Genomic DNA, 25,916 nt, shown 5'->3' with positions numbered 1-25,916 from the left:
ATATCGGGAGTTTCGTGATGAGTGAAGACAACGCGCTGGTGCTCGTCGCCGGCTATCAGGACCTCGATTCGGCTCGTCACGATTTTCAAACCCTCGTCGATGCCGCCAAGGACAAAAGCATTCCGCTGCAGGGTGCGGTGCTGATCGGCAAGGACGCCGAGGGCAGTCCGGTTTTGGTCGACACCGGAAATCGGCTCGGCCGGCGCGGCGCCGCGTGGGGCGCCGGGGTGGGCCTGGCGATCGGCCTGTTCTCGCCGGCACTGTTGGCCTCGGCGGCGCTCGGCGCCGCGACCGGAGCATTGGCCGGCACCTTCGCCCACCATCGGATCAAGACCGGGCTGGCCGACAAGATCGGCCAAGCGCTGGCGGCGGGCCGAGCAGTGGTCATCGCCGTGACGGAGGCACAAGGCCGACTGGAAGCGGGGCAGGCGTTGGCTAGCTCTCCAATGAAATCGGTTGCGGAGCTGAGTCGTTCGACGTTGCGAAGCCTGGGTGCGGCGTTGCGAGAGGCGATGGGCAAGTTCAACCCAGACCGCACCCGGCTGCCGCTACCGCAGCGCCGCTTTGGTGGCGTGGTTGGCCGCACCATGGCAGAGTCGGTCGGCGACTGGTCGATTGTCCCCGGTCCCTTTCCGCCCGACGACGCACCGAATGTGCTGATCGTGTTGATCGATGACGCTGGGTTCGGCGGACCGGATACATTCGGCGGCGCGATCCGAACCCCGACGCTGTCCCGGCTAGCCCAGAATGGGTTGATCTACAACCGTTTTCATGTGACCGCGGTGTGCTCGCCGACCCGTGCGGCGCTGTTGACCGGGCGTAACCATCACCGGGTGGGCTTCGGGTCGGTCTGCGAGTTCCCCGGCCCGTACCCGGGGTATTCGGCGGTCAGGCCACGCAGTTGCGCAGCGCTGCCGCGTATTCTGCGCGACAACGGTTATGTGACTGGCGCTTTCGGCAAGTGGCATCTGACCCCGGACAATGTCCAGGGAGCCGCGGGGCCGTTCGACAACTGGCCGCTGGGTTGGGGATTCGACCATTTCTGGGGCTTCCCGAGCGGCGCCGCGGGTCAGTACGACCCGATCATCAGTCAGGACAACTCCGTCATAGGCATACCCGAGGGTTCTGGGGAAGACGGCCGTCCCTACTATTTCCCCGACGACCTCACCGACAAGGCTATCGAGTGGCTGCACACCGTGCGGGCCCAGAATGCCACCAAGCCGTGGATGCTGTACTACGCGACCGGCGCCACCCACGCGCCACACCACGTATTCAAGGAATGGGCCGACAAGTACCGAGGTGAGTTCGATGATGGCTGGGATGTGTACCGGCAGAAGACATTCGAACGGCAAAAGCGACTCGGGATCATTCCACCCGACGCCGAACTCACCGAGCGGCCCGACCTATTCCCCGCGTGGGACAGTATGTCGGAGGCGCAAAAACGGCTCTTTGCCCGCCAGATGGAGGTGTTCGCCGGGTTCTCGGAAAATGCGGACTGGAATGTTGGCCGGCTGCTGGACGCGATCGAGGATCTCGGCGAGTCCGACAACACGTTGGTGTTCTACATCTGGGGCGACAATGGCGCCAGCATGGAGGGCACCAACACCGGTTCGTTCAATGAGATGACGTTCCTTAACGGCCTGGATCTGGATGCCGAGCGGCAATTGGAGCTGATCGAACAATACGGCGGCATCGCCGCACTCGGCGACGAGTTCACCGCACCGCATTTCGCCAGCGCGTGGGCGCATGCGAGCAACACCCCGTTGCAGTGGGGCAAGCAGATGGCCAGCCACCTGGGCGGCACGCGCGATCCATTGGTGGTCGCTTGGCCGGCCCGGATCCGGCCAGACGGCCGTGTTCGTAGCCAGTTCACCCACTGCATCGACATCGCGCCGACCGTGTTGGCGGCCATCGGTTTACCGGAGCCGACCCATGTCGACGGCTTCGAGCAGGAACCGATGGACGGAACCAGTTTCGTGCGGACCTTCGACGACGCTGAAGCCGAAGACCGCCACACCGTGCAGTACTTCGAAAACTTCGGCAGCCGTGCCATCTACAAAGACGGCTGGTGGGCGTGCGCTCGCTTGGACAAGGCGCCCTGGGATCTGTCACCGGAGACGATGCGACGGTTCGCGCCGGGGACCTACGACCCGGACCAGGACGTCTGGGAGCTGTACTACCTACCAGATGACTTCTCCCAGGCGAAAAACCTGGCAGCCGAGCATCCCGACAAGGTCGCCGAGCTCACCCAGCTGTGGTGGCCGGAGGCCGAACGAAACCGGGTGCTGCCGCTGCTGGGCGGGCTCGCGGTAATGTTCGGCGACCTGCCGCCCCTGCCCACCACCGCACGGTTCAGTTTCAAAGGTGACGTGCAGAACATTCAGCGCGGCATGGTCCCCCGTATCTGCGGTCGTTCTTACGCGATCGAGGCACGGCTGCACATCCCCGACGGCGGCGCGCAGGGTGTGATCGTCGCCAACGCCGACTTCATGGGAGGGTTCGCGCTATGGGTCGACGAACAGCGGCACCTGCACCACACCTACTCCTTCCTGGGCGTCGAAACCTACCGGCAGGTGTCCAGCGAGCCGCTCCCCACCGGGGATGTCACGGTGCGGATGCTGTTCGATTCCCATCAACCCGTCGCCGCCTCCGGTGGTCGGGTGACGCTCTGGGCCGACGATCGGTTGATCGGAGAGGGTGAGCTGCCCCAGACGGTGCCGCTGGCCTTTACCTCCTATGCAGGCATGGACATCGGCCGCGACAACGGCCTGGTCGTTGACCGCGGCTATGAGGACAAGGCGCCCTATGCGTTCACCGGGACCGTCACCGAGGTCATCTTCGACCTCAAGCCCGTACATCCCGAAGCCGCCAGGGCGTTGCACGAGCACGCATCGGTCCAAGCGGTGGGACAGGGCGCCGCGGGCTGAGCGCTCGCGATCGGTACCTTGACGAGATGCCGTGGGCGCGAATGCTGTCGCTTATCGTTCTCATGGTTTGCCTGGCCGGGTGTGGCGGTGATCAGCTACTGGCCAGGCATGCCAGTTCGGTAGCGACGTTCCAGTTCGGGGGCTTGACCCGCAGTTATCGCTTGCACGTGCCGCCCGCTGAGCCCTCCGGGTTGGTGATCAGCCTGCACGGTGGTGGCGGCACCGGAGCCGGACAGGAGGCTCTCACCGATTTCGACGCTGTTGCCGACGCCGCCGACTTGTTGGTTGTCTATCCTGACGGCTACGACAAAAGCTGGGCCGACGGGAGGGGGGCGTCGCCGGCGGATCGCCGTCATCTCGACGACGTTGGGTTCTTGGTCGCGCTGGCCGCAAAGCTGGTGCACGACTTCGACATCGCTCCCGGGCACGTCTTCGCCACCGGCATGTCCAACGGTGGCTTCATGTCCAACCGGCTGGCGTGTGACCGTGCCGATATCTTCGCCGCGGTCGCGCCGGTGGCGGGCACGCTGGGTGTGGGTGTGACATGTAATCCGTCGCGGCCGGTGTCGGTGCTCGAAGCACACGGCACCGCCGACCCGCTGGTGCCGTTCAACGGCGGGGCGGTGCGTGGTCGCGGCGGGCTCAGCCATTCCATCTCGGTTGCGAGCTTGGTGGATCGCTGGCGGGCGGTCGATGGGTGTCAGGGCGATCCGTCGGCGGCGGAGCTGCCTGACGTCGGGGACGGAACAATGGTGCACCTTTTCGATTCCAGCTCATGTGCGGCCGGCACCGAGGTGATCTCCTACCAGATCGACAATGGCGGACATACCTGGCCGGGTGGCAGGCAATATCTGCCCAAGGCGGTCATCGGGGCGACCACGCGCGCGTTCGACGGGTCGCAAGTCATTGCCCAGTTCTTCGCTACCCACGGCCGCGACTAGGTGCTGGCTTTGATCGCCCGGTTCAGCGCTGGCAGGCCGGGCACCAATACCGCACCCGCTCGTCGGTAGTGTCGTAGGCGATGAGCGTGCCGCAGCGGCGGCAACCCTGCCCGGCCCGCCCGTAGACCCACAGTCGCCGGCCGGCCCGGGTATCGCCAGTGGTGCACCGATTCCAGCGGAAGCGGTTGACCCACAGCATGTCTCGGGCGCGGGTGACCAGGCGGCGCGGGTCGGCGACCGCGCTCACCGGGGCCGTCGGCAATACTCCGCTGACGAAGCACAGTTCGTTGCAATACACGTTGCCGATCCCGGCGAGCACCCGCTGGTCGAGCAGTGCCTCGGCGATGGGCCGGTCCGGGGCAACGATCAGGTTGGCGGCTGCACGCTGCGGGTCCCAATCGTCGGCCAGCAGATCAGGTCCTAGGTGTGCGACGACGGCGCCGTCGTTGTGCCGGTCGATGACCTCCAACAGGCCTAGGTCGACGCCGACCACCCGGATGGCCTGTTCTTGCTGGTTGGCTTCCAAAATGATTCGCGCCCGATGATCCACCCGCACCGGCCGGTTGCCGACCCGCCAGCTGCCGTCCATCTGCAGATGCGAATGAATGCTGGCTGTCCCGGTTCGGATGAACAGGTGCTTGCCCCGACTGATCACCTCGTCCACTACCTCGCCGGTGAGGTCGACGGCGGCAAACCGTGGCACTCGGATGTCGCAACGTGTCAACGTGCGACCGGCCAGATGCCGCCGCAACGTGGCCGCGGTGTGCCAGACGGTGTCGCCCTCGGGCATGGCTTACCGCCGCCGCAGACCGCGAGGTGTGCGGACGAAGCCGGCTGCCAGCAGCGCCGTCAGTGCCGCCGACGCCCGCCCGCCGGGCTGCAGCACCGGCATGCCGTCGGCCCGCTCGACCAGAATCGACGCGACGCGCCCGGCGGTGACCAGGTCGGCCAGCCCGATGGCCGCCGCGTGGTTGGCCTCGGGATCATCGGTGAACGTCAGCAACGACCGCCCGCCGCGCTCGAGGAACCAGGCCAACTCGCCGTCCACCAGAACGACCAGTGCGCCGGCTTTGCGGCCCGGCCGGGCGGTACCGTCAGCGCTCGACGCTGGCCAGGGCAACGCCGCCCCATACGGGTTGGCCGGGTCGGCAGCGGCCAGCACCACCGCGTGGTAGTCCGGCTGTTCGGGGTCGACACCGTCGAGGTAGCTACGCAGCCGGTCTACGGTCGAGGCGACGGCGAACTGAGCGCCCCCCAACGACTCGATGAAGTAGCCACGCTGGCACCTGCCGGCATCCTCGAACGCACTGAGCACCTTGTAGAGCGTCGCGAACCCGCCCGCCACACCCTCGGCAGCAACTGCGTCTTTGGTCAACACGCCGTGGCGGTTCAACAGCAGCTCGGCTTGGTAATGGGCGCGCAGCGTGGAGTCCGGTTCGGGAAGCGGCAGCGCGGACCACCGCCCGGCGACGGTCGGGTCAGCGTTGCGGGCCTGGGCGTGCGTGAGGCGGTATCGGCTCAGGCGCGGCGGTCGATGCCCGCCGTGTGCGGGAGCAGCACGCTTCCGGGTGCCCGCCCCGCCGAGTACCGCGCGTACCGGTGCGAACGTGTCGCCGGTCACTCGTCCGGCCCAAATCAATTCCCACAGAGCGGCTTTGAGTTCCGCCTCGGTCAGGCCGTCGTGGGTCAACTGGCGGAAGAAGTACGCGCCGCCAGTGCCCAGGCTGGCTAAGATCGCCCGGTGGGCGTCGGTGAAGTCGATCTCGGCCGGCTCCGCCAGCGTCATGGGCGCCGAGTCGGCGGGGTGCAGGGCGATCCAGCCGTCACTGCCTGAGATCGACCCGGCGCCCGACCAGGTGACGTCCCCGCTCGCGAGCAGCTCGTCGAGCATCGCCGGCGAGTAATCGCGGATCCGTGGGGCAAGCACCAGCGGTTCGATCGCCGAGGCCGGTATCCGGACGCCGGCGAGCTGATCGATGACCGCGGCCAGCCCGTCGATGCCCGAGTTGCCCGCGGAAACGTGCTGCCAGGCCGGCAGGAAGCGTCCGTAGGCGGCGGTGCTGACCGGCTCTGCCTGCGCCCTCAGTGCGGCCAGCGAGCGGCGCCGCAGAATTCGCAACACCTCGGCGTCACACCACTGCTCGCCGCCGGCGGATCCTTCGGCCGCGGCCACGAATTCGCCGCGCACCAGCCGGCCATCGCTGGCCAGCCGGCCCAGCACGTCGGCGGTCACCCGCAGCCCAAGACCGAACCGGGCTGCGGCCGCAGCGGTGGTGAACGGTGTGTGGGTGCGTGCGTAGCGGCCCAGTAGTTCGCCCAGCGGGTCGGCTACCGCCTCGGTGAAGCTGGCCGGCAGCCCCACCGGAACCGCCGCGCCAACGCCGTCGCGCAGCCGGCCCATGTCCTCGACGGCAACCCACCAGCTGCGGCCGGCGAAGGACACCACGAGCGCGCGTTTGGCGGCGCGTAAGCCGTCCAGCCAGCCGCTGACCTCGGGCGCGCCCGCCCGGGCAGCGATCTCGTCTTCGGTGAGCGGACCCAGCAGCCGCAGCAGATCGGCAACCCCTTCGGCGTCACGGGCTACCCGGTCGGCCGCCAGATGCTGGAGCTGGCGGCTGGTAGCGGCGATGACGTCAGGATCGAGCAGCTCGCGCAGCTCCACCCGGCCTAGCAGCTCGGCCAGCAACGTGCCGTCCAGCGCGAGCGCGGCGGCGCGCCGTTCGGCCAGCGGCGTATCGCCCTCGTACATGAAGGCGCCGACGTAGCCGAACAACAGCGATGCCGCAAATGGCGAAGGTTTGGCGGTCTCGGCTTCGGCGACACGCACCCGCCGCTGGGCGATCCGCGCCATCAGCTCGACCAAGATCGGGACGTCATAGACGTCCTGCAGGCACTCGCGGACCGTCTCCAGCACAATCGGGAAGTCGGGGTATTTGCGGGCCACTTCCAACAGCCGGGCGGCGCGCTGCCGCTGCTGCCACAGCGGCGAGCGGCGGCCGGGGTGCCGGCGGGGCAGCAGCAGAGCGCGGGCCGCCGATTCCCGGAACCGTGACGCGAACAGCGCCGAACCGGCCACTTCGGTGGTGACGATCGGGTCGATCTCGTCGGCGTCGAAAACGAACAGTTCGGCACCCGGCGGGCTGTCTTCGCCAGCGGACACGGTGTCCGGTAGGCGCACCACTATGCCGTTGTCGGAGGCGGTCGGCTTCTCGTCGATGCCATAGCGGTCGCGCAGCCGCCGGCCGACTGCGAGCGCGAGCGGTCCGTGCACCCGCAGCCCATACGGCGAATGCAAGATCACCCGCCAATCGCCCAGCTCGTCACGAAACCGCTCGACCAACAATGTGCTGTCGGTGGGTACCACTGCGGTAGCGGTGCGTTGGTCGTCCAGCAGTCGCCACAGGTTGTCGGTGGCATAGTCGTCGAAACCCAAACCCGCACAACGTGTGCCGAATGCCGTACGGTCCAGGGCGGCCAGCTCGCCGGTGAGGGCGCCGAGTGCGGCGCCGAGCTCGGCGGGGCGGCCGGCATCGTCTCCGCGCCAGAACGGCAATCGGGCCGGCTGGCCCGGCGCGGGGATCACCAGCACCCGGTCGTGGGTGATCTCGGTGATTCGCCAGCTGGTGGCACCCAGCGAGATCACGTCACCGGGGCGGGACTCGTAAACCATTTCCTCGTCGAGTTCGCCTACCCGCGACGGCCGCTCGGTAGCGAGGTAGACGGCGAACAACCCGCGATCGGGAATGGCGCCGCCGGAGGTGACGGCCAGTCGCTGGGCTCCGGGTCGCGCGGTCAGCGTGCCGGTATCGCGGTCATACACCAGCCGCGGCCGCAGCTCAGCGAACTCGGTGGATGGGTACTTGCCGGACAGCAGGTCCAGGGTGGCCTCGAACAGGCTACGCGGCAGGGTCGCGAACGGGGCGGCCCGCCGCACGGTGTCGAACCACGCGTCGGCATCCAACGGTTCCAGCGCAGCCGCCGCCACCGTGTGCTGGGCCAGAATGTCGAGTGGGTTGGCTGGCACCCGCATGGTCTCGATCTCACCGGCAAGCATGCGCTGCACGCTGACCGCGCAGCCGAGTAGGTCGGTGCGATGCTTGGGAAACAGCACCCCCCGCGAAATCTCGCCGACCTGATGACCGGCCCGGCCAATGCGCTGCAGCCCGCTGGCCACCGATGGTGGTGCCTGTACTTGGATCACCAGATCGACCGCGCCCATGTCGATGCCCAGCTCCAGGCTGGACGTCGCCACCACCGCTTTGAGTTGCCCGCGTTTGAGGTCCTCTTCGACAACGGCGCGCTGCTCCTTGCTGATCGAGCCATGGTGGGCGCGGGCCAGCACCGGCGGCGCTCCGAACGTCTGGCCCGAGCCCATGATGTGCGCCGGGGCGCCGCCGGCAACCTGCTGGTTGGTGTCTGGCGCGAGCTCAATCCCGCAGCGCGCGGCGTGAATTTCGTTGAGCCGTGCGGTAAGTCGCTCGGCCAATCGTCGCGAATTGGCGAACACGATGGTCGAGTTGTGTGATTCGATCAGGTCGACCAGCCGAGCCTCCACATCCGGCCAGATGGTGTTGTCGGTCAAGTTGGCCATGTCGGGCACCGGCACCTGCACGGACAGCTCAACGGTCTTGGCGGCCGGGGGCGCCACAATGGTCGTCGGGGACTGTCCGGACAGGAACCTTGCGAGTTCCTCGGGAGGACGTACGGTCGCCGACAGCCCGATGCGCTGCGCCCGTCGCCGGCTAGACAGGTCGTCGAGCCGTTCTAGGGATAGTGCCAGGTGTGCGCCGCGCTTGGTGGCGGCGATGGCATGAATTTCGTCGATGATGACGGTCTGCACACCGGTCAGAGTTTGGCGTGCGGCCGAAGTGAGCATCAAAAACAATGACTCCGGGGTGGTGATCAGCACGTCGGGCGGCTGGCTGACGAGCTGGCGGCGAAGTGCGGGCGGGGTGTCGCCCGAACGGACGCCCACCCTGATCTGGGGCGCGGGCAGACCCTGGCGTTCGGCGAGTCGGGTCAGTCCGGCCAGCGGAGTGCGCAGGTTGCGCTCGACGTCGACGGCCAACGCTTTGAGCGGCGACACATACAGCACGCGGGTGGCCGCCGGCCGCTCGGACATAGGTTCCGAACCGGCCAAGCTATCCAGGGCCCACAGGAACGCCGCCAGGGTCTTCCCGGATCCGGTGGGAGCGATGACCAGCGTGTTGTCGCCGTCTGCGATGGCCGCCCAGGCGCTGGCCTGGGCGGCGGTGGGCGCGGCGAAAGTGCTGGTGAACCAGTCTCGGGTGAGCGCGCTGAATCGGCTCAGTGCTGAAGGCTGCGCGAACCTCACCTAGCCATCGTGCCAACAGGCACCGACAAAAACCGCCTACCGCTCACATTCGCGCGGTTGCCATCGCGTCAGCCAGTTCGGCAGGGATCTGCGGCAGCCGGGAGATGGCGTCCAGCAGCGCGTGTGCGCAAGCATCGGCGAGCCGTTCAGCGTCGGTCGACGGGTCCATGATCCGCTGACGACACAGCTCGAAGGTGAACGCCAGCCAGCCGTGGATGATCACCCGCAGGTCGCGCTCGACCTCTGGGTCCAGGGTGTTATCGCGGTCAATCCCGCTCACGACCTCGGCGATGCGGGACATGATGTGTTCCATCTGGCGGTTCTTGGCTTCGTCGTCGATACCGAGCAGAACCGGGTCCGATCGGCCGAGGCCGACGTAGGCGGCCCACGCCGCCTCGGGGTTTTGTTGGTGGTAGGCCATATAGGCCAGCACGCCGGTTCGTATCTCTTCGAACATCGTCATCCCAGGGGCGGGCGCCTTGTTGGTCGCCGCGTACAGCCGGTCGGCCTCGTCCTTGACGACCGCGGCGAAGAACGCCCGCTTGTCCGGGAAGTAGTGATACATCAGTGCCCGCGACACCCCAGCGCGCTCGGCGATCTCATCGATGCGAACCTCGTCGTAAGGCCGCTTCCCAAAGACCTCCGCCCCCAGAGCGAGCAGTTCAGCGCGGCGGTCCTGCGGGGATAACCGCCTTCTGGCTGTCGCCATGTGACAGATATTACTCACGTAGACCACACGTTCGGCTAGGCGAGCAGGTGGTGGTGGTTCTTTCGGTGGGGTGGGTCTGCCCCGACGTCCCTGCTGCGACACCACCGGCTCCGCCAGATATCGCGAATCGGTGAGGAGATATCCGCGAATTGGCGAAGATAGTGCCGCGTATCGGCGACGGCTTTGTCGCGAATCGGCGAAAGCTAGGAACGTCGACCGCGTCGTCAAACGTGACGCGGCCGACGTCTCCAATCTCCAACGCATCGCCGACCTGCCGCGCCTCATCCGACTTCTAGCCGCACGCAGCGCGTCCGAACTTAACCTGAGCTCCCTAGCTACCGACGCCGAAATCCCCGTACGTACCCTGCCGCCGTACCTCGACCTCCTCGAGACCCTGTATCTCATCGACCGCATACCCGCGTGGTCGACCAACCTTTCCAAGCGGGTCGTCGATAGACCGAAAGTCCTCCTTCTCGACTCCGGACTGGCCGCTCGCCTCGTCAATGTCTCGCCTACCGGAGCCGGTCCACATGCCAACCCCAACGCGGCCGGAGCCATCATCGAAACTTTCGTGATCGCAGAACTCCGGCGACAACTCGGATGGTCGCAACAGGCACCTCGACTGTTCCACTACCGCGATCGAGACGGCGCCGAAGTAGACCTCATACTGGAAACCGCAGACGGCCTCATTGCCGCGATCGAAATCAAGTCGGCGGCAACCCTCCGTGGTAGAGACACCCGCTCGATCAGCAGACTCCGCGACAAAGTCGGCGCACGCTTCGCCGGCGGCGTGATCCTGCACACCGGCCCACAAGCCCAGCCATTCGGCGACCGCCTCGCCGCCGTCCCCATCGACATCCTCTGGTCGCCGTCGGGGTAGCTTGGGGATTCGCAACGGGCACTGAATGAAATGGATGAATTCCACCCCGCCCAACCCCAAGCGCGCGTCGATGATGCCCAGACGCACCCACGGGCATGGTTACCCGAACTTCACGCCCTGCGCCAGCGGCAGCTCGCTCGAATAGTTGACGGTGTTGGTGGCCCGGCGCATGTAGGCCTTCCACGCGTCGGACCCGGACTCGCGGCCGCCGCCGGTCTGCTTCTCGCCGCCGAAGGCACCACCGATCTCCGCTCCCGACGTCCCGATGTTGACGTTGGCGATACCGCAGTCGGACTGGTCGAGGAAGTGCTCGGCCTCACGCAGGTCGGTCGTGAAGATCGACGACGAAAGCCCTTGTGGTACCGCGTTGTTGAGGGCTATCGCCTCGTCGAGGTCGTCGTAGGTGAGCACGTACAGGATTGGTGCGAACGTTTCGGTCGCCACGATGGCGGTCTGGGACGGCATTCGGACCACAGCGGGCGCGACATAGTAGGCGCCCGGTGAGCCCACCTCGCGACGATCACCGCCGATGACCTCGCCGCCGTCGGTGCGTGCCCGCTCGAGCGCTGCCACCATGTCGCGGTAGGCGGCCTCGTGGATGAGTGGGCCTACCAGCGTGTCCGGGGCCGACGGGTCACCGATCGCCAGCTGGCGATAGGCGCCGACGACGCGTGCCACCACATCGTCAGCCACCGAGCGGTGCACGATCAGCCGGCGCAGGCTGGTGCAGCGCTGACCTGCGGTGCCGGCCGCGGCGAACACGATGCCGCGCACCGCCAGCTCCAGGTCGGCCGACGGCGCCACAATGGCCGCGTTGTTGCCGCCCAACTCCAGCAGCACCCGCCCGAAGCGCCGGGCGACGCGTGGACCGACCTGCTGGCCCATCCGCACCGAACCCGTCGCCGACAACAACGCAACCCGCGGGTCGTCGACGAGTTGCGCACCACGCTCGGCGCCGCCCAACAGCAGGCCGCCCACCGCGGCCGGCGCGCCGACATCAGCGGCGGCCCGACTGAGCAGCGCCTGGCAGGCCAGCGCCGTCAACGGCGTCAGCTCCGAGGGTTTCCACACCACCGTGTCGCCGCAGACCAGTGCCACCGCGGTGTTCCACGCCCAGACCGCGACCGGGAAGTTGAACGCGGTGATCACGCCCACCACTCCCAGCGGATGCCAGGTTTCCAGGAGCCGGTGCCCAGCGCGCTCTGACGCGATGGTGCGGCCGTAGAGCTGGCGTGACAGACCCACCGAGAACTGGCAGACGTCGATCATTTCCTGCACTTCGCCGCGCGCCTCGGCGGTGATCTTGCCTACTTCGACTGTGACCAGTGTCGCGAGGTCCTGCTGGTGTGCGGTGAGCAGCTCGCCGAGCCGGGCCACGAGCGCGCCGCGCACCGGGGCCGGCGTGCTTCGCCATGCCGTAAATGTTGCGGCCGCCGCGGCGATCGCGTGGTCGGCCTGCTCCGGGGTGGTCGGTGCGATGCTGAACAGCACGTCGCCGGTGATCGGTGTGCTCGCGGGCAGGCTGTGTTCGCCCGGCTCGCCAAGGGCGGCGGTTACGCCGATCGCTTGGCAGGCTTCGAGCACCTGGGCTCGTAACGCGTCAGTGGTTATCAGCGCCGCTCCTCCTGGGCGAGCGCGTCATAGAGCGCATACGGGTCGTGAATGTGTCGGCCGATTGCCCCGGCCAACCAATCGACGTTGTAGCCGGCATCGTCGGGTCCGTCACCGGTTTGCGAGTCGCGATCCAGGTTGGAGCGGAAGATGCCCGCGGCCGAAGCGGGCAGGAAGTCTTCGTAGACGATCGGCGCTGACGGGTCACCACCTCGGTAGTAGGCCAAGCCTTGAGCGGCCATCTCCGCATCCGTCGAGGGAAAGTGAGTGGCCCAGACCGCGGCCGGATCTGCGGCCGCCATCGCGGCTTCGTAGCGTTCGCGCCCTCGCGGGGTCAGCGCGACACCGCGCGCCTCGACCTCACCGAACCGCACCCGCAGGATTCCCGGCGTCACGGTACCGTCCTCGTCGCGAAACATGCGTGGTTCGGCCAGCGCGCGAAATGAGGTTTGCCGCAACAACACATCGGGTCCGTCGGTGCGGGGAGGGCCTTGGATGGTGTCGATCATGGTGATGCCGCGCTCGGTCATCCGACGGTACAGATCGTCTATGTCGAGCACCCGAGGCGTCAGATGGTTGATGTGTGTGGAGCCGACTCCAGCGATATCAGCGGCCACCGCCGACACCCTGGACAACTCGTCGTACCAGGATTTCTCGACCGGTTCCCGCGACAGCGCAAACGCGGCCACCGCCGCGGCGACGAAAGCCGGTGCGTCGTCGGCATCGCAGCCGCCGTCAGCCGCGATTGCCCGCGCCTGGGCGAGCAACGCGGGGTCAAAGAGTTGCCGGCGCGCGAGGAAGGTCTGCACTCGGGTGCGTAGGTCGGCATCGAAGTACCGCCGATCCTCGATGGCCAGCATCGAGGTGAACACCCGAAACGGGTTGTGTGCCAGCTCGTTCGCATCGATTGGGCGAAATGCGGTGGACACCACTGGAATTGGTGACTCAGCGGTGCGCAGATCGTAGTAGCCGACCGGCAGCATCCCGAACGCGGCGAACAGGTCGGCGACCGCAGCGAGTTCGGCCGGGTTGCCCACTCGGATGGCGCCGTGGCGCTCGGCGGTGACGCGCTGAAGCGACCCCAGCCGCTCGGCTCGCCGATGCCGGGTCAGGTAATCGGAGTTGACTTGTGCGCATACCTCGACCAGCGTGCCGTAGGCGGGCACCTCAGCGGCGTACATGGCTGACAACCCGGCGGCGAAGCGCGCGCGCAGCTGGCCAGTCTGCAGTCTTTTCGAGCGGCTCATGCGGCACTGCCGTTGCGATAGTCTCCGGCCATGAACGAGGCGCTCGACGATATCGATCGGATCCTGGTGCGCGAACTGGCCGCCGACGGACGTGCGACGCTGTCAGAGTTGGCCACGCGAGCCGGGCTGTCGGTCTCGGCGGTCCAATCGCGAGTGCGCCGGCTGGAGTCTCGTGGTGTGGTCCAGGGATATTCGGCGCGAATCAATCCCGAGGCGGTTGGGGATTTGTTGTCGGCGTTCGTGGCTATCACTCCTCTTGATCCGTCTCAACCAGATGATGCCCCCGCGCGCCTAGAACATATCGAGGAGGTCGAGTCCTGTTACTCGGTGGCCGGCGAAGAGAGCTACGTCTTGCTGGTGCGCGTCGCGTCCGCACGGGCGCTCGAGGACCTGTTGCAACGGATCCGGACAACGGCGAACGTGCGGACGCGAAGCACGATCATTCTGAACACTTTTTACAGCGATAGGCAGCATATACCATAATGTTTCCAGCATAAATATCAATATTCCGTAAATCCTGCTATCATAGCGTCATGGCCGCCGTCGTGAAGTCCGTCGCTCTTGCCGGTAGACCAACAACACCAGACCGGGTTCATGAGGTGCTAGGGCGCAGCATGCTGGTCGACGGTCTGGACATAGTGCTCGATCTGACCCGTTCGGGCGGTTCATATCTGGTCGACGCTATAACGGGTCGGCGCTACCTGGACATGTTCACATTCGTTGCCTCCTCGGCACTGGGTATGAATCCCCCGGCGCTGGTGGACGACCGGGAGTTCCATGCCGAACTCATGCAGGGCGCGCTGAACAAGCCCAGCAATTCCGACGTGTACTCGGTGGCGATGGCCCGCTTCGTCGAGACCTTCGCCCGTGTCTTGGGCGACCCGGCGCTGCCGCATCTGTTCTTCGTCGAAGGGGGCGCCCTGGCGGTGGAGAACGCGCTCAAAGCCGCGTTCGACTGGAAGAGTCGGCACAACCAAGCCCATGGGATCGACCCGGCGCTGGGCACTCAAGTGCTCCACCTGCGCGGGGCATTTCACGGCCGCAGCGGCTATACCCTGTCGCTGACCAACACCAAGCCGACCATTACCGCCCGGTTCCCGAAATTCGACTGGCCACGCATCGATGCGCCGTACATGCGGCCCGGCCTGGATGAGCCCGCTATGGCCGCGCTAGAGGCCGAGGCGCTACGCCAGGCCCGCGCGGCATTCGAGACCCGCCCGCACGACATCGCGTGTTTTGTGGCCGAACCCATCCAGGGCGAGGGTGGCGACCGCCATTTCCGCCCGGAGTTTTTCGCTGCGATGCGCGAGCTGTGCGACGAGTTTGATGCACTGCTGATCTTCGACGAAGTACAGACCGGCTGCGGGTTGACCGGAACCGCCTGGGCATACCAGCAGTTGGATGTCGCACCCGACATCGTGGCGTTCGGCAAGAAGACGCAGGTATGCGGAGTGATGGCCGGTCGGCGGGTGGACGAGGTCGCCGACAATGTGTTCGCGGTCCCATCACGGCTCAACTCGACATGGGGTGGCAATCTTACCGACATGGTGCGCGCCCGCCGCATCTTGGAGGTCATCGAAGCCGAGGGCCTGTTCGAGCGGGCGGTGCAGCACGGTAAGTATCTGCGCGCCCGGCTTGACGAACTCGCCGCGGACTTCCCGGCAGTGGTTCTCGATCCGCGCGGCCGCGGGCTGATGTGTGCGTTTAGCCTGCCGACCACCGCCGACCGTGACGAGTTGATCCGCCAGCTGTGGCAACGTGCGGTGATTGTGTTGCCGGCCGGTGCAGACACCGTGCGATTCCGTCCACCGCTGACGGTTTCAACCGCCGAGATCGACGCCGCGATAGCCGCGGTGCGCAGCGCGTTACCGGTGGTGACGTAAGGCAGCCGCCAAGAGCGGGATGGAGATTCGCCGATGCACGAAGTAGGTGGGCCGTCACGCGGCGATCGGCTAGGCCGGGATGACAGCGAGGTGCACTCGGCGATTCGGTTTGCTGTTGTGGCCGCTGTCGTCGGGGTCGGTTTCCTCATTATGGGAGCGTTGTTGGTCAGCACGTGCAGCGGCGTCGACACCGCGGCCTGCGGCCCGCCCCAGCGGATCCTGCTGGCGCTGGGGGGCCCGCTGATCCTGTGTGCGGCCGGGCTGTGGGCGTTTCTGCGCACCTACCGGGTATGGCGTGCGGAAGGTACCTGGTGGGGATGGCACGGAGCCGGCTGGTTTTTGTTGACGCTGATGGTGCTGACGCTCTGCATAGGCGTCCCACCGATCGCCGGCCCGGTCATGGCACCGTGAGCCGTCGGCCAGGTCGGCCGCGGTCAACAAATAAATGGGTCAGATCCCTCCACAACCCGTTCGACGAGTTCTACCGTTGATGGTAGTGCCTGGTAATGGGCAGAAATGGCGGAATAGGACGGAAACGGAGGAGGCCATGGGCGACACCTATCGTGACCCCGTCGACCACTTGCGGACGACGCGGCCGCTTGCCGGCGAGTCGCTGATCGACGTGGTGCATTGGCCTGGGTATCTGTTGATTGTGGCCGGTGTCGTCGGCGGCGTCGGAGCTCTTGCGGCTTTCGGCACCGGACATCACGCCGAGGGCATGACCTTTGGTGTGGTGGCGATTGTCGTCACAGTGGTTGGTTTGGCGTGGCTAGCGTTCGAGCATCGGCGGATACGCAAGATTGCCGATCGCTGGTATACCGAACATCCCGAAGTCCGGCGGCAGCGGCTGGCCGGCTAGACATCCTAGTGCGGCTGGAAATCCCGGCATCGCGGGGTTTCACCGGCAGCTGCGAATGGGTATCACGGGTACACCATGATGAATCCCGACCATGTTGCGTTAGATCCCCACTACCAGCAGGTCCGACCATGACCGACCAGCTCGAAGACCAGACCCAAGGCGGGAGTACTGTCGATCGAAGCTTGCCGGGAGGGTGCATGGCCGACTCGGATTTACCCACCAAGGGGCGCCAACGCGGTGTCCGCGCCGTCGAGCTGAACGTTGCTGCCCGCCTGGAGAACCTGGCGCTGCTGCGCACCCTGGTCGGCGCCATCGGCACCTTCGAGGACCTGGATTTCGACGCCGTGGCCGACCTGAGGTTGGCGGTGGACGAGGTGTGCACCCGGTTGATTCGCTCGGCCTTGCCGGATGCCACCCTGCGCCTGGTGGTCGATCCGCGAAAAGACGAAGTTGTGGTGGAGGCTTCTGCTGCCTGCGACACCCACGACGTGGTGGCACCGGGCAGCTTTAGCTGGCATGTCCTGACCGCGCTGGCCGACGACGTCCAGACCTTCCACGACGGTCGCCAGCCCGATGTAGCCGGCAGTGTCTTCGGCATCACGTTGACCGCCCGACGGGCGGCATCCAGCAGGTGACGGCGCGCGCTGCCGGCGGTTCTGCATCGCGAGCTAACGAATACGCCGACGTTCCGGAGATGTTTCGCGAGCTGGTTGGTTTGCCTGCCGGCTCACCGGAATTCCAGCGGCACCGGGACAAGATCGTTCAGCGGTGCTTGCCGCTGGCCGATCACATCGCGCGGCGGTTCGAGGGTCGCGGCGAACCGCGTGACGACCTTATTCAGGTCGCGCGGGTCGGGCTGGTCAACGCCGCGGTTCGCTTCGACGTGAAGACCGGGTCGGACTTCGTCTCCTTCGCGGTTCCTACCATCATGGGCGAGGTCCGACGACACTTCCGCGACAACAGCTGGTCGGTCAAGGTTCCCCGGCGTCTCAAGGAACTGCATCTGCGGCTAGGTACCGCCACCGCCGATTTGTCGCAGCGGCTCGGGCGGGCGCCGTCGGCATCGGAGCTCGCCGCGGAGCTCGGGATGGACCGCGCTGAGGTTATCGAAGGTTTGCTGGCGGGTAGTTCCTACCACACCTTGTCCATCGACAGCGGTGGCGGCAGCGACGACGATGCCCGCGCAATCACAGACACCCTGGGCGACGTGGATGCGGGTCTTGACCAGATCGAGAATCGGGAGGTGCTTCGTCCGTTGCTCGAGGCGTTGCCCGAGCGGGAACGAACGGTCTTGGTGCTCAGGTTCTTCGACTCGATGACCCAAACGCAGATCGCCGAGCGCGTCGGTATCTCACAGATGCACGTGTCGCGGCTGCTGGCCAAGTCATTGGCACGGCTACGGGATCAGTTGGAGTAGCCGCCGGGCTTACTTGATCTCGGCGAGCACCGTGCCCTGGGTGATGGCCGCGCCCGCCTCGACCGCCAGCCCGGTGATGGTGCCATCCTTATGCGCGGTGACCGGGTTTTCCATCTTCATCGCCTCGAGGACCACCACTAGGTCGCCGGCCACGACCTCTTGCCCTTCTTCGACCGCGAACTTAACTACGGTGCCCTGCATAGGCGCGGTCACCGCGTCACCGGAGGCCGCCGCGCCGGTGTGCGCACCCCGCTTGCGCGGCTTGGGCTTGCGCCGGATGACACCGACCGGGTCGCAACCGCCGCCATTGGACAGCGCGAGATCAGCCGGCAGCGAGACTTCGACGCGGCGACCGTCGATTTCGACGACCACCTTCTGACGCGGCCGGGCGTCCTCGTCGAGAGGTTCGCCGTCGGTAAAGGGCTCGATGGTGTTATTCCACTCGGTCTCGATCCAGCGGGTATGTACCGAAAAGCCGTTCGCGTCGCCGATGAATGCCGGGTCGGACACCACGGCGCGGTGAAACGGGATGACCGTCGCCAGGCCTTCGACACCGAACTCGTTCAGCGCGCGCCGGGCCCGCGCCAGCGCCTCGGCGCGGTCGGCACCGTGCACGATCAGCTTGGCCAGCATCGAGTCGAACTGGCCGCCGATCACCGAGCCGGTCTCGACACCGGAGTCCACCCGCACACCGGGGCCGGACGGCGGGTGGAACTTTGTCACCGGCCCGGGCGCCGGTAGGAAGTTACGCCCCGCGTCCTCGCCGTTGATCCGGAATTCGATGGCGTGCCCGCGCGGGGTGGGATCCTCGGTGATGTCCAGCTTTTCGCCGTTGGCGATCCGGAATTGCTGCAGCACCAAGTCGATGCCCGCGGTTTCCTCGGTGACCGGGTGTTCTACCTGAAGGCGCGTGTTGACCTCCAAGAACGAGATCAAGCCGTCCTGACCGACCAGGTATTCGACGGTGCCGGCGCCGTGGTAATGGGCCTCTTTGCAAATCCGTTTGGCCGAGTCGTGGATCTCTTTGCGTTGAAAGTCGGTCAGGAACGGTGCGGGCGCCTCCTCGACCAGCTTCTGGTAGCGGCGCTGCAGCGAGCAGTCCCGGGTGCCGGCGACGACGACGTTGCCGTGCTGGTCGGCGATCACCTGTGCTTCGACGTGGCGCGGCTTGTCGAGATAGCGCTCCACGTAGCACTCACCGCGGCCGAACGCGGCCGTGGCCTCGCGCACCGCCGACTCGTACAGCTCCGGAATCTCGTCGATGGTGCGGGCCACCTTCATGCCCTTGCCGCCGCCGCCGTGGGCGGCCTTGATCGCGATCGGCAGGCCGTACTCCTCGGCGAATGCCACCACCTCGTCGGCGCCTTTGACCGGATCGGGGGTACCCGGCACCAGGGGCGCCTGAGCGCGGGCCGCGATGTGACGGGCCGTGACCTTGTCGCCCAGGTCGCGGATCGACTGCGGGCTGGGGCCGATCCAGATCAGGCCGGCGTCGATCACCGCCTGGGCGAAGTCGGCATTTTCCGCTAGGAAGCCGTAGCCGGGGTGGATGGCGTTGGCCCCGGACTTGGCTGCCGCGTCGAGGATCTTGGCGAAGTCCAGATAGGACTCCGCCGAGGTCTGGCCGCCCAGCGCGAACGCCTCGTCGGCCAGCCGAACATGCGGGGACTCGGCGTCGGGTTCGGCGTACACCGCCACGCTGGGCAGGCCGGCGTCGCGGGCCGCCCGGATCACCCGCACTGCGATCTCGCCGCGATTGGCGACGAGAACCTTAGAGATCCGAGCGATCCTCGAGCCGGCGTGACTAGCCACTGCGCCTCCTGTCGGGCTGATTCTTCGTCTCTAAGAGATTTTCTTACAAGTCTTGTCGGGGGAAGTTTAAGCGTCGCGCCGCTGACCCGCTCACGCGGTTCCTCGATTCAGTCCGCTTCGCGCAGCCGGCGCTTGATCCGGGCCAGCATCGCCGACATTCCCCGCAACCGCAGTGGGCTGATCAAGGCAGCCAGACCCAGCTCGGTGTAGAAATCCTCGGGCACCGCCAAGATGTCGGCGGCCGGTTGCTCGTCTAGGCCGGCGGCCAGGATCGAGGCGAACCCGCGCGTGGTTGGCGCTTCGGCCGGCGCGCTGAAATGCAGGCGCACCCGGTTGGGGTCACTCGCGTCGACGTGCAAAAACAGCGGAGACTGGCACTCGGGGACCGGCTCCATAGCGGACTCGGCCAGGTGCGACGGAAGCGCCGGCAGCTCGTTGGCGAATTCCAGCAACAGCCTCAGCTTGTCTTGACCCTGGACTTCGGCGAAGTCGGATACCACCTCTGCTAGCGGCGCGGGCAGGCTCGCGGGCGCGGTCATACGACGGGTACCACTCCTGGTTCTTCGCCCGCGACGATCGGCACTCGCACGGCGTTGCCCCACTCGGTCCACGAGCCGTCGTAGTTCCGTACATCTGCCTTGCCCAGCAGGTGTGTGAGCACGAACCAGGTATGGCTGGAGCGTTCACCGATGCGGCAATAGACGACGGTTTGGTCGTCCGGGTTTATGAAGTCATAGAGCCGTTCCAATTCCTCGCGGCTGCGAAACCGTCCACTTTCGTCGGCGGCCTTCCCCCACGGAATGTGCACCGCCGTGGGGATGTGACCGGCCCGCAGCGCCCCTTCCTCGGGGTAATCGGGCATATGGGTGCGCTTGCCGGTGTACTCCTCGGGAGAGCGTACGTCGATCAGCGGCTGAGCGCCCAGGATGGCCAGCACGTCGTCTCTGAATGCGCGGATGGGTGCATCGTTGCGCTGCACGACGGGATAACCGGTGCAGGTCTTGGTCGGGACGTCCAAGGTGGTTTCCCGGCGCTCGGCGAGCCAGAGGTCACGGCCGCCGTTGAGGAGTCGCACGTCGGCGTGACCGAACAGCGTGAACACCCACAACGCATAGGCGGCCCACCAATTGCTCTTGTCGCCATAGATCACCACGGTGTCATCGCGGGCGATGCCCTTGCGGTCCATCAATTCGGCGAACTGCTCGCCGTTGATGTAGTCGCGCACCCGTGGGTCGTTGAGGTCGGTGTGCCAGTCGATCTTGACGGCGCCGGGAATATGGCCGACGTCGTAGAGCAAGACGTCCTCGTCGGATTCGACGATCGCCAGGCCCGGCGCGCCCATGTGTGCCGACAACCAGTCGGCGGTCACGAGCCGTTCGGGATGGGCGTAGGCCGACAAGGTGGGGCTAGGGTCTGCGGGAAGCGGCACATCATCGAGCCTACCGCTGGCGACCTGGCCCAGTCCGAAGCTACTGCTGCTTGTGCGCTGGGCCGCCCGCATTTCCTGCCCACAGTGCGGCGACGGACAGCCCGCATCGCTGCACGAGCGACCGCAGCAACGGCAGGCTCAAGCCGATCACATTCGACGGATTGCCCTGCACGCCGTCGATGAACCAGCCGCCCAGACCGTCCAGGGTGAATCCACCCGCGACCCGCAGCGACTCCCCACTGGCCAGGTAAGCCTCCAGATCGGAGGCCGAAGGTGTTCCGAAATATACTGTGGTTATTGCTGTTTCAGCAGCACGGTACACGGATTTGTTGTCCTGCAACCGGATAACACCGTGGCCCGTATAGAGTTGGCCGGCCCGGCCCGCCATCGACCGCCACTGCTCGCGCGCCTCGTCGATTGACGCTGGCTTGCCGAGTAGCCTGCCTTCGATGTAGAGCATCGAATCACAGGCAACGACAACGCAATCCGCGGCCACAATGCGTTGCGTTCCGGTCAGCGTGGTCGCGACCTGCGCGGCCTTTGCCGCGGCCAGTACGCACACCACATCGCTCGGGACCGCGTCCGGCCCCAGCGCCGCGATGACGACATCCTCGTCGACGTGCGAGGCGATGACCAGCGGCTCAATGCCGGCATCACGAAGGACTTTGAGCCGGCCAGGGGAGGCGGACCCGAGCACCAGCCGGGTCATCGGCGCATGTGCGTCATTTCTTGCAGTGTGATGCGCTGCCAACTGAAGACGGGGTACCGCAACTGGTCGACCGGCAGCCCCCACCGGGTGGGCTCGGGTTGCGCGGGCGGGGTTGAACCGCTGATACTGCCCAGCACCGCGATCAACGCGGCCAGCTCCTGATCGGTGGGTTGTCCCCGCAGTATCTCGATGTGGGGCTCGTGCGGATGCAGCGGCTTCTCGGTCACAGGGGCCGGATTGTTCGTCTCGTTCCCGTCACTCACTTCGTTCGTTCCGCTCACTCGACTCACAGGGGCCGGATTGTTCGTCTCGTTCCCGTCACTCACTTCTGCCGGATTGTTCGTCTCGTTCCCGTCACTCACTTCTGCCGGATTGTTCGTCTCGTTCCCGTCACTCACTTCGTTCGTTCCGCTCACTCGACTCACAGGTTCGTTCCGCTCACTCGACTCACAGGGGCACGTTCCCATGCTTTTTGGGCGGCAGCTGCGCGATCTTGCGTTCCAGCAGCCGCAGCGCGGTCCCGATGTAGCCGCGAGTATGCGACGGCGGGATCACCGCGTCGACGTATCCGCGTTCGGCGGCCACGTACGGGTTGACCAGTGTGTCCTCGTACTCCTGCTGGAGCCGCAGCCGCAGCTTGTCGATGTCCTCGCCGTTGGCGGCGGCCTCGGCCAGCTGCTGGCGGTACACGAAGCCCACTGCGCCGGAGGCGCCCATCACCGCGATCTGCGCGGTCGGCCACGCCAGGTTGACGTCGCAGCCCATGTCTTTGGAGCCCATAACGCAGTACGCACCGCCGTAGGCCTTGCGGGTGATGACCGTGATCTTTGGCACGGTGGCCTCGCCGTAGGCGTAGAGCAGCTTGGCGCCGCGCCGGATGATGCCGTTGTATTCCTGGTCGGTGCCCGGCAGGAAGCCCGGGACGTCCACCAGCATGACGATGGGGATATTGAAGCAGTCGCAGGTCCGCACAAACCGGGCCGCTTTCTCCGAGGCGTTGATATCCAGGCAGCCGGCGAAGTGTGTCGGCTGGTTGGCGACAATGCCGACTGGCCGGCCGTCGATGCGCCCGAACCCCACCACGATGTTTTGGGCGTAACCGGCCTGTATCTCCAGGAATTCGTCGTCGAGGAGCCGGGTGATCACCTCGTGCATGTCATAGGGCTGGTTGGGCGAGTCCGGGATCAGCGTATCCAATTCGAGGTCCTCGTCGGTGAGGTTCTCCTCGATGGGCCCTGTCGGGGCTGCGGCTTGGTATCGGGGCGCGTCGGTGGAGTTGTTGGGCGGCAGGTAGCTCAGCAGCTCGCGAACGTAGTCGAAGGCGTCCTGTTCGCCCGATGCGGCGTAGTGTGCCGTACCCGACTTGGCCATGTGGGTGTGGGCGCCGCCGAGTTCTTCCATGGTGACTTCCTCGCCGGTGACGGTCTTGATGACGTCGGGCCCGGTGATGAACATCTGGCTGGTCTGATCGACCATGATCACGAAGTCGGTCAGGGCGGGGGAGTAGACGTGCCCACCGGCGGCGGCTCCCATGATCAACGAGATTTGCGGGATGACGCCGGAGGCCAGGATGTTGTTGCGAAAGATACGGCTGTACAGGCCCAGCGAGACGACACCTTCCTGGATGCGCGCGCCAGCACCGTCGTTGATGCCGATGAGCGGACGGCCGGTCTTGATCGCCAGTTCCTGGACCTTGACGATTTTCTCGCCGTACACCTCGCCAAGGCTGCCGCCAAACACCGTGGCGTCCTGGCTGAAGATGCACACGTCGCGCCCGTCGATGGTGCCGTAGCCGGTGACCACGCCGTCGCCGAGCGGGCGTTTTTCACCGAGATTGAAGTTGGTGCTGCGGTGTTTGGCCAGCGCGTCCAGCTCGACGAACGAATCCTCATCCAGCAACGCGTAGATACGCTCGCGAGCCGTCAGCTTGCCCTTGGCGTGTACTTTTTCGACGGCATCCTCACCGACGGGGTGCAGCGACTCTTCCCTGCGTTTGTGCAGCTCCGCCAGCTTGCCCGCGGTGGTGTGGATGTCGATGGTGTGCTCGGTGGACCGCTCTGCGGAATGAGCCGAGCGGTCGGTAACGCTTGTCATGGGAGTCGATGTTATCGGCTGCCGCACACTACTTCCTTAGGCTGGGGCGGTGACCGACCGCGATCGGCTCAGGCCGCCTTTGGACGAACGCTCACTGCGCGACCAGCTGATCGGTGCTGGATCCGGGTGGCGCCAACTTGACGTCGTGGCCCAAACCGGTTCCACCAACGCCGACTTGCTGGCCCGGGCGGCATCCGGGGCCGATATCGACGGGGTGGTGTTGATCGCCGAGCATCAGACCGCTGGGCGGGGGCGTCATAGCCGCGGCTGGGCGGCCACTGCCCGAGCGCAGATCATCCTGTCGGTCGGTGTGCGTGTGGTCGACGTCCCGGTGCAAGCGTGGGGCTGGCTGTCACTGGCCGCGGGTCTGGCGGTGCTCGATTCGGTGGCCCCCCTGATTGCAGTCCCGCCGGCCGAAACGGGCCTCAAGTGGCCCAATGACGTGCTGGCCCGGGGTGGCAAGTTAGCCGGCATCCTGGCCGAGGTCGCGCAGCCGTTTGTGGTACTCGGTGTGGGACTCAACGTCACCCAGGCCCCCGAAGAGGTTGATCCCGACGCGACCTCATTGCTGGACCTCGGAGTGGCGGCACCGGACCGCAACCGCATAGCCAGCAGGCTGTTGCGCGAGCTCGAAGCTCGGATCATCCAGTGGCGCAACGCCAACCCACAACTGGCGGCCGACTACCGTGCTCGCAGCCTGACCATTGGGTCGCGCGTGCGCGTCGAGCTCCCCGGTGGCCAGGACGTCGTCGGGATCGCGCGTGACATCGATGACCAGGGTCGGCTGTGTCTGGACGTCGGCGGTCGAACGGTAGTTGTTTCAGCGGGCGACGTGGTGCATTTGCGTTAACTCGCGCGGAGCTGGCGTCCCCAAAAGATTAAGGTCGCGGGCATGAGCTATCCGGAGAATGTCCTGGCCGCTGGCGAGCAGGTCGTTCTGCACCGCCATCCGCACTGGAATCGCTTAATCTGGCCCGTCGTGGTGCTGGTCTTGCTGACCGGGTTGGCGGCGTTCGGGTCCGGATTCGTCAACTCGACACCTTGGCAGCAGATCGCTAAGAACGTGATTCACGCGGTCATCTGGGGGATCTGGTTGGTGATCGTCGGCTGGCTCACGCTGTGGCCATTCCTGAGCTGGCTGACCACACATTTCGTGGTGACCAACCGGCGGGTGATGTTCCGGCATGGTGTGCTGACCCGCAGCGGGATCGACATACCGCTAGCACGGATCAACAGCGTGGAGTTCCGGGACCGGATCTTCGAGCGGATTTTTCGCACCGGGACGTTGATTATCGAGTCCGCGTCACAAGATCCGCTCGAGTTCTACAACATTCCGCGCCTGCGGGAGGTGCATGCGTTGCTGTATCACGAGGTTTTCGACACCCTGGGCTCCGACGAGTCGCCCAGCTGAGCGAACCGGTTGGCCCGGTTACGCCAGGCCCGCAGCAGGGTGACGTTGCCGTCCTCGAAGCCGCCCTCCAAGACGTCCTCGAAGACTTCGGCGATGCCGCCCGCGGTAAGGGCGGATTCCAGGGCCTTGTCGGGGTTGCGGGCGAACTCGTCGGGGAACACCCAGCGCCGAAACGCCCAGAAGCGGAACGCCATTTGCAGCAAGTTGCCAATAATGTAGGCCGAGATGAAGTCGGCGATGTTTTCCATGGTCAGTGACACCGTTGGCACCCGTAGCTGCAGGATGTAGCTGGAAAACCACAACGGCGCCATGCTCAGCAGCACTCCCACGCCGCTGAACGCAAAGAACAGCAGCGCCTCATGGTGGCGCTCGCGACCGCCGCGGTCGCGGAAGCTCCACTCCCTGTTCAACACGTAGGACGCGATGACGGCGACGATGCCGGCGATCACCTTCGCGGTCACCGGCTTGGGTTCGAGAACCGTCAGCTTGAGGGTGTAGAAAATTGCTGTGTCGATGATGAATGTGGTGCCGCCGACGATGGCAAATTTGATCAGCTCATGGTGGCGCTGCGCATAGGGCTGGACCACCCCGGGAAGGCGCGCGATGGTGGCATCGGCAAAGGACACAACAAGTGAGTGTACGGACGAACACA

Annotated in this window: 23 protein-coding genes; 11 read left to right on the top strand and 12 right to left on the bottom strand. The window is 66.1% G+C overall.

All coding sequences use genetic code 11. The features are described 5' to 3' along the window. Positions 1-14: 14 nt before the first annotated feature. Positions 15-2,927, top strand: coding sequence for an arylsulfatase AtsB (gene atsB / locus FF952_RS17400; RefSeq protein WP_003904240.1), 2,913 nt, complete (start codon positions 15-17; stop codon positions 2,925-2,927). A gap of 26 nt (positions 2,928-2,953) precedes the next feature. Next, a complete protein-coding gene (locus FF952_RS17395) occupies positions 2,954-3,868 on the top strand; it encodes an extracellular catalytic domain type 1 short-chain-length polyhydroxyalkanoate depolymerase (protein ID WP_003417210.1) in 915 nt (304 codons plus the stop codon). A gap of 22 nt (positions 3,869-3,890) precedes the next feature. Here the strand turns inward: FF952_RS17395 and nei2 are convergent, their stop codons facing one another. From nei2 to FF952_RS17380, 3 genes are read right to left on the bottom strand one after another with little or no spacing between them, the layout of a single operon-like run. Further along, positions 3,891-4,658 carry an endonuclease VIII Nei2 gene (gene nei2, locus FF952_RS17390; RefSeq protein WP_003900006.1) on the bottom strand — a complete coding sequence of 256 codons (768 nt, stop codon included), beginning with the start codon at positions 4,656-4,658 and terminating at the stop codon, positions 3,891-3,893. A gap of 3 nt (positions 4,659-4,661) precedes the next feature. Continuing rightward, positions 4,662-9,203, bottom strand: coding sequence for an ATP-dependent helicase (locus FF952_RS17385; protein ID WP_003908991.1), 4,542 nt, complete (start codon positions 9,201-9,203; stop codon positions 4,662-4,664). Positions 9,204-9,246: 43 nt separating this feature from the next. Further along, positions 9,247-9,912, bottom strand: coding sequence for a TetR/AcrR family transcriptional regulator (locus tag FF952_RS17380; RefSeq protein ID WP_003417200.1), 666 nt, complete (start codon positions 9,910-9,912; stop codon positions 9,247-9,249). A 130-nt stretch (positions 9,913-10,042) separates the two neighbouring features. On the opposite strand from FF952_RS17380, the gene FF952_RS17375 reads away from it, so the two are divergent. After that, positions 10,043-10,792: an ATP-binding protein gene (locus FF952_RS17375; RefSeq protein WP_003900005.1), complete on the top strand. Its 750-nt coding sequence runs from the start codon at positions 10,043-10,045 to the stop codon at positions 10,790-10,792. A gap of 99 nt (positions 10,793-10,891) precedes the next feature. Here FF952_RS17375 and amaB read toward each other — a convergent pair whose 3' ends face one another. Together amaB and hglS are read right to left on the bottom strand one after the other, a co-directional pair. After that, complete coding sequence (gene amaB / locus FF952_RS17370) at positions 10,892-12,403, bottom strand: L-piperidine-6-carboxylate dehydrogenase (RefSeq protein ID WP_031647156.1); 1,512 nt, start codon at positions 12,401-12,403, stop codon at positions 10,892-10,894. After that, positions 12,403-13,650, bottom strand: coding sequence for a 2-oxoadipate dioxygenase/decarboxylase (gene hglS / locus FF952_RS17365; RefSeq protein ID WP_003417184.1), 1,248 nt, complete (start codon positions 13,648-13,650; stop codon positions 12,403-12,405). Before hglS ends, amaB begins: the two co-directional genes overlap by 1 nt. Before the next feature lie 30 nt (positions 13,651-13,680). Between hglS and lrpA the strand changes: the two genes are divergently transcribed. The 6 genes from lrpA to sigF all read left to right on the top strand — a co-directional run bounded on the left by lrpA (position 13,681) and on the right by sigF (position 17,809). Continuing rightward, positions 13,681-14,133 carry a transcriptional regulator LrpA gene (gene lrpA / locus FF952_RS17360; protein WP_003904235.1) on the top strand — a complete coding sequence of 151 codons (453 nt, stop codon included), beginning with the start codon at positions 13,681-13,683 and terminating at the stop codon, positions 14,131-14,133. A gap of 50 nt (positions 14,134-14,183) precedes the next feature. Next, positions 14,184-15,533, top strand: a complete 1,350-nt coding sequence (lat, locus tag FF952_RS17355) for an L-lysine 6-transaminase (protein ID WP_003904234.1) — start codon at positions 14,184-14,186, stop codon at positions 15,531-15,533. Positions 15,534-15,566: 33 nt separating this feature from the next. Beyond that, entirely contained in the window at positions 15,567-15,944 is a 378-nt protein-coding gene (locus FF952_RS17350; RefSeq protein ID WP_003417165.1) for a hypothetical protein, read from the top strand. A gap of 136 nt (positions 15,945-16,080) precedes the next feature. Beyond that, positions 16,081-16,392 carry a protein UsfY gene (gene usfY / locus FF952_RS17345; protein ID WP_003900003.1) on the top strand — a complete coding sequence of 104 codons (312 nt, stop codon included), beginning with the start codon at positions 16,081-16,083 and terminating at the stop codon, positions 16,390-16,392. Between the two features lie 197 nt (positions 16,393-16,589). Then, positions 16,590-17,027 (top strand): anti-sigma B factor RsbW, encoded by a 438-nt coding sequence (rsbW, locus tag FF952_RS17340; protein ID WP_003417160.1) that lies wholly within the window; start codon positions 16,590-16,592, stop codon positions 17,025-17,027. After that, complete coding sequence (gene sigF / locus FF952_RS17335) at positions 17,024-17,809, top strand: RNA polymerase sigma factor SigF (RefSeq protein ID WP_003417158.1); 786 nt, start codon at positions 17,024-17,026, stop codon at positions 17,807-17,809. Before rsbW ends, sigF begins: the two co-directional genes overlap by 4 nt. A 9-nt stretch (positions 17,810-17,818) precedes the next feature. Here sigF and FF952_RS17330 read toward each other — a convergent pair whose 3' ends face one another. The 6 genes from FF952_RS17330 to FF952_RS17305 all read right to left on the bottom strand — a co-directional run bounded on the left by FF952_RS17330 (position 17,819) and on the right by FF952_RS17305 (position 23,853). Continuing rightward, the gene (locus FF952_RS17330; protein ID WP_003417156.1) at positions 17,819-19,621 is read right to left on the bottom strand and encodes an acetyl/propionyl/methylcrotonyl-CoA carboxylase subunit alpha; all 1,803 of its coding nucleotides are present in this window, start codon (positions 19,619-19,621) and stop codon (positions 17,819-17,821) included. A gap of 107 nt (positions 19,622-19,728) precedes the next feature. Continuing rightward, a complete protein-coding gene (locus FF952_RS17325; RefSeq protein ID WP_003417152.1) occupies positions 19,729-20,160 on the bottom strand; it encodes a SufE family protein in 432 nt (143 codons plus the stop codon). Beyond that, a complete protein-coding gene (locus FF952_RS17320; RefSeq protein WP_003417149.1) occupies positions 20,157-21,050 on the bottom strand; it encodes a sulfurtransferase in 894 nt (297 codons plus the stop codon). The genes FF952_RS17325 and FF952_RS17320 overlap by 4 nt, the downstream gene beginning before the upstream one ends. A 40-nt stretch (positions 21,051-21,090) precedes the next feature. Then, positions 21,091-21,759, bottom strand: a complete 669-nt coding sequence (locus tag FF952_RS17315; protein ID WP_003905027.1) for a nucleoside triphosphate pyrophosphatase — start codon at positions 21,757-21,759, stop codon at positions 21,091-21,093. Further along, the gene (locus FF952_RS17310) at positions 21,756-22,226 is read right to left on the bottom strand and encodes an acyl-CoA carboxylase subunit epsilon (protein ID WP_003900000.1); all 471 of its coding nucleotides are present in this window, start codon (positions 22,224-22,226) and stop codon (positions 21,756-21,758) included. The genes FF952_RS17315 and FF952_RS17310 overlap by 4 nt, the downstream gene beginning before the upstream one ends. After that, the gene (locus FF952_RS17305; RefSeq protein WP_003417136.1) at positions 22,207-23,853 is read right to left on the bottom strand and encodes an acyl-CoA carboxylase subunit beta; all 1,647 of its coding nucleotides are present in this window, start codon (positions 23,851-23,853) and stop codon (positions 22,207-22,209) included. The genes FF952_RS17310 and FF952_RS17305 overlap by 20 nt, the downstream gene beginning before the upstream one ends. A gap of 49 nt (positions 23,854-23,902) precedes the next feature. Between FF952_RS17305 and FF952_RS17300 the strand changes: the two genes are divergently transcribed. Both FF952_RS17300 and FF952_RS17295 read left to right on the top strand, forming a co-directional pair. Continuing rightward, the gene (locus tag FF952_RS17300; protein ID WP_003904233.1) at positions 23,903-24,703 is read left to right on the top strand and encodes a biotin--[acetyl-CoA-carboxylase] ligase; all 801 of its coding nucleotides are present in this window, start codon (positions 23,903-23,905) and stop codon (positions 24,701-24,703) included. 42 nt (positions 24,704-24,745) lie between these two features. Further along, a complete protein-coding gene (locus FF952_RS17295; protein WP_003417130.1) occupies positions 24,746-25,264 on the top strand; it encodes a PH domain-containing protein in 519 nt (172 codons plus the stop codon). On the opposite strand, the gene FF952_RS17290 is transcribed toward FF952_RS17295, so the two are convergent. Then, complete coding sequence (locus FF952_RS17290; protein WP_003417128.1) at positions 25,219-25,890, bottom strand: GtrA family protein; 672 nt, start codon at positions 25,888-25,890, stop codon at positions 25,219-25,221. The two genes, FF952_RS17295 and FF952_RS17290, sit on opposite strands and share 46 nt — an antisense overlap. Positions 25,891-25,916 lie beyond the last annotated feature (26 nt).

Origin of the sequence: Mycobacterium tuberculosis complex sp. N0072, from assembly GCF_030323725.1 — a bacterium.
GTDB lineage: Bacteria > Actinomycetota > Actinomycetes > Mycobacteriales > Mycobacteriaceae > Mycobacterium > Mycobacterium tuberculosis.
This window is presented reverse-complemented; position numbering and strand designations above follow the sequence as displayed.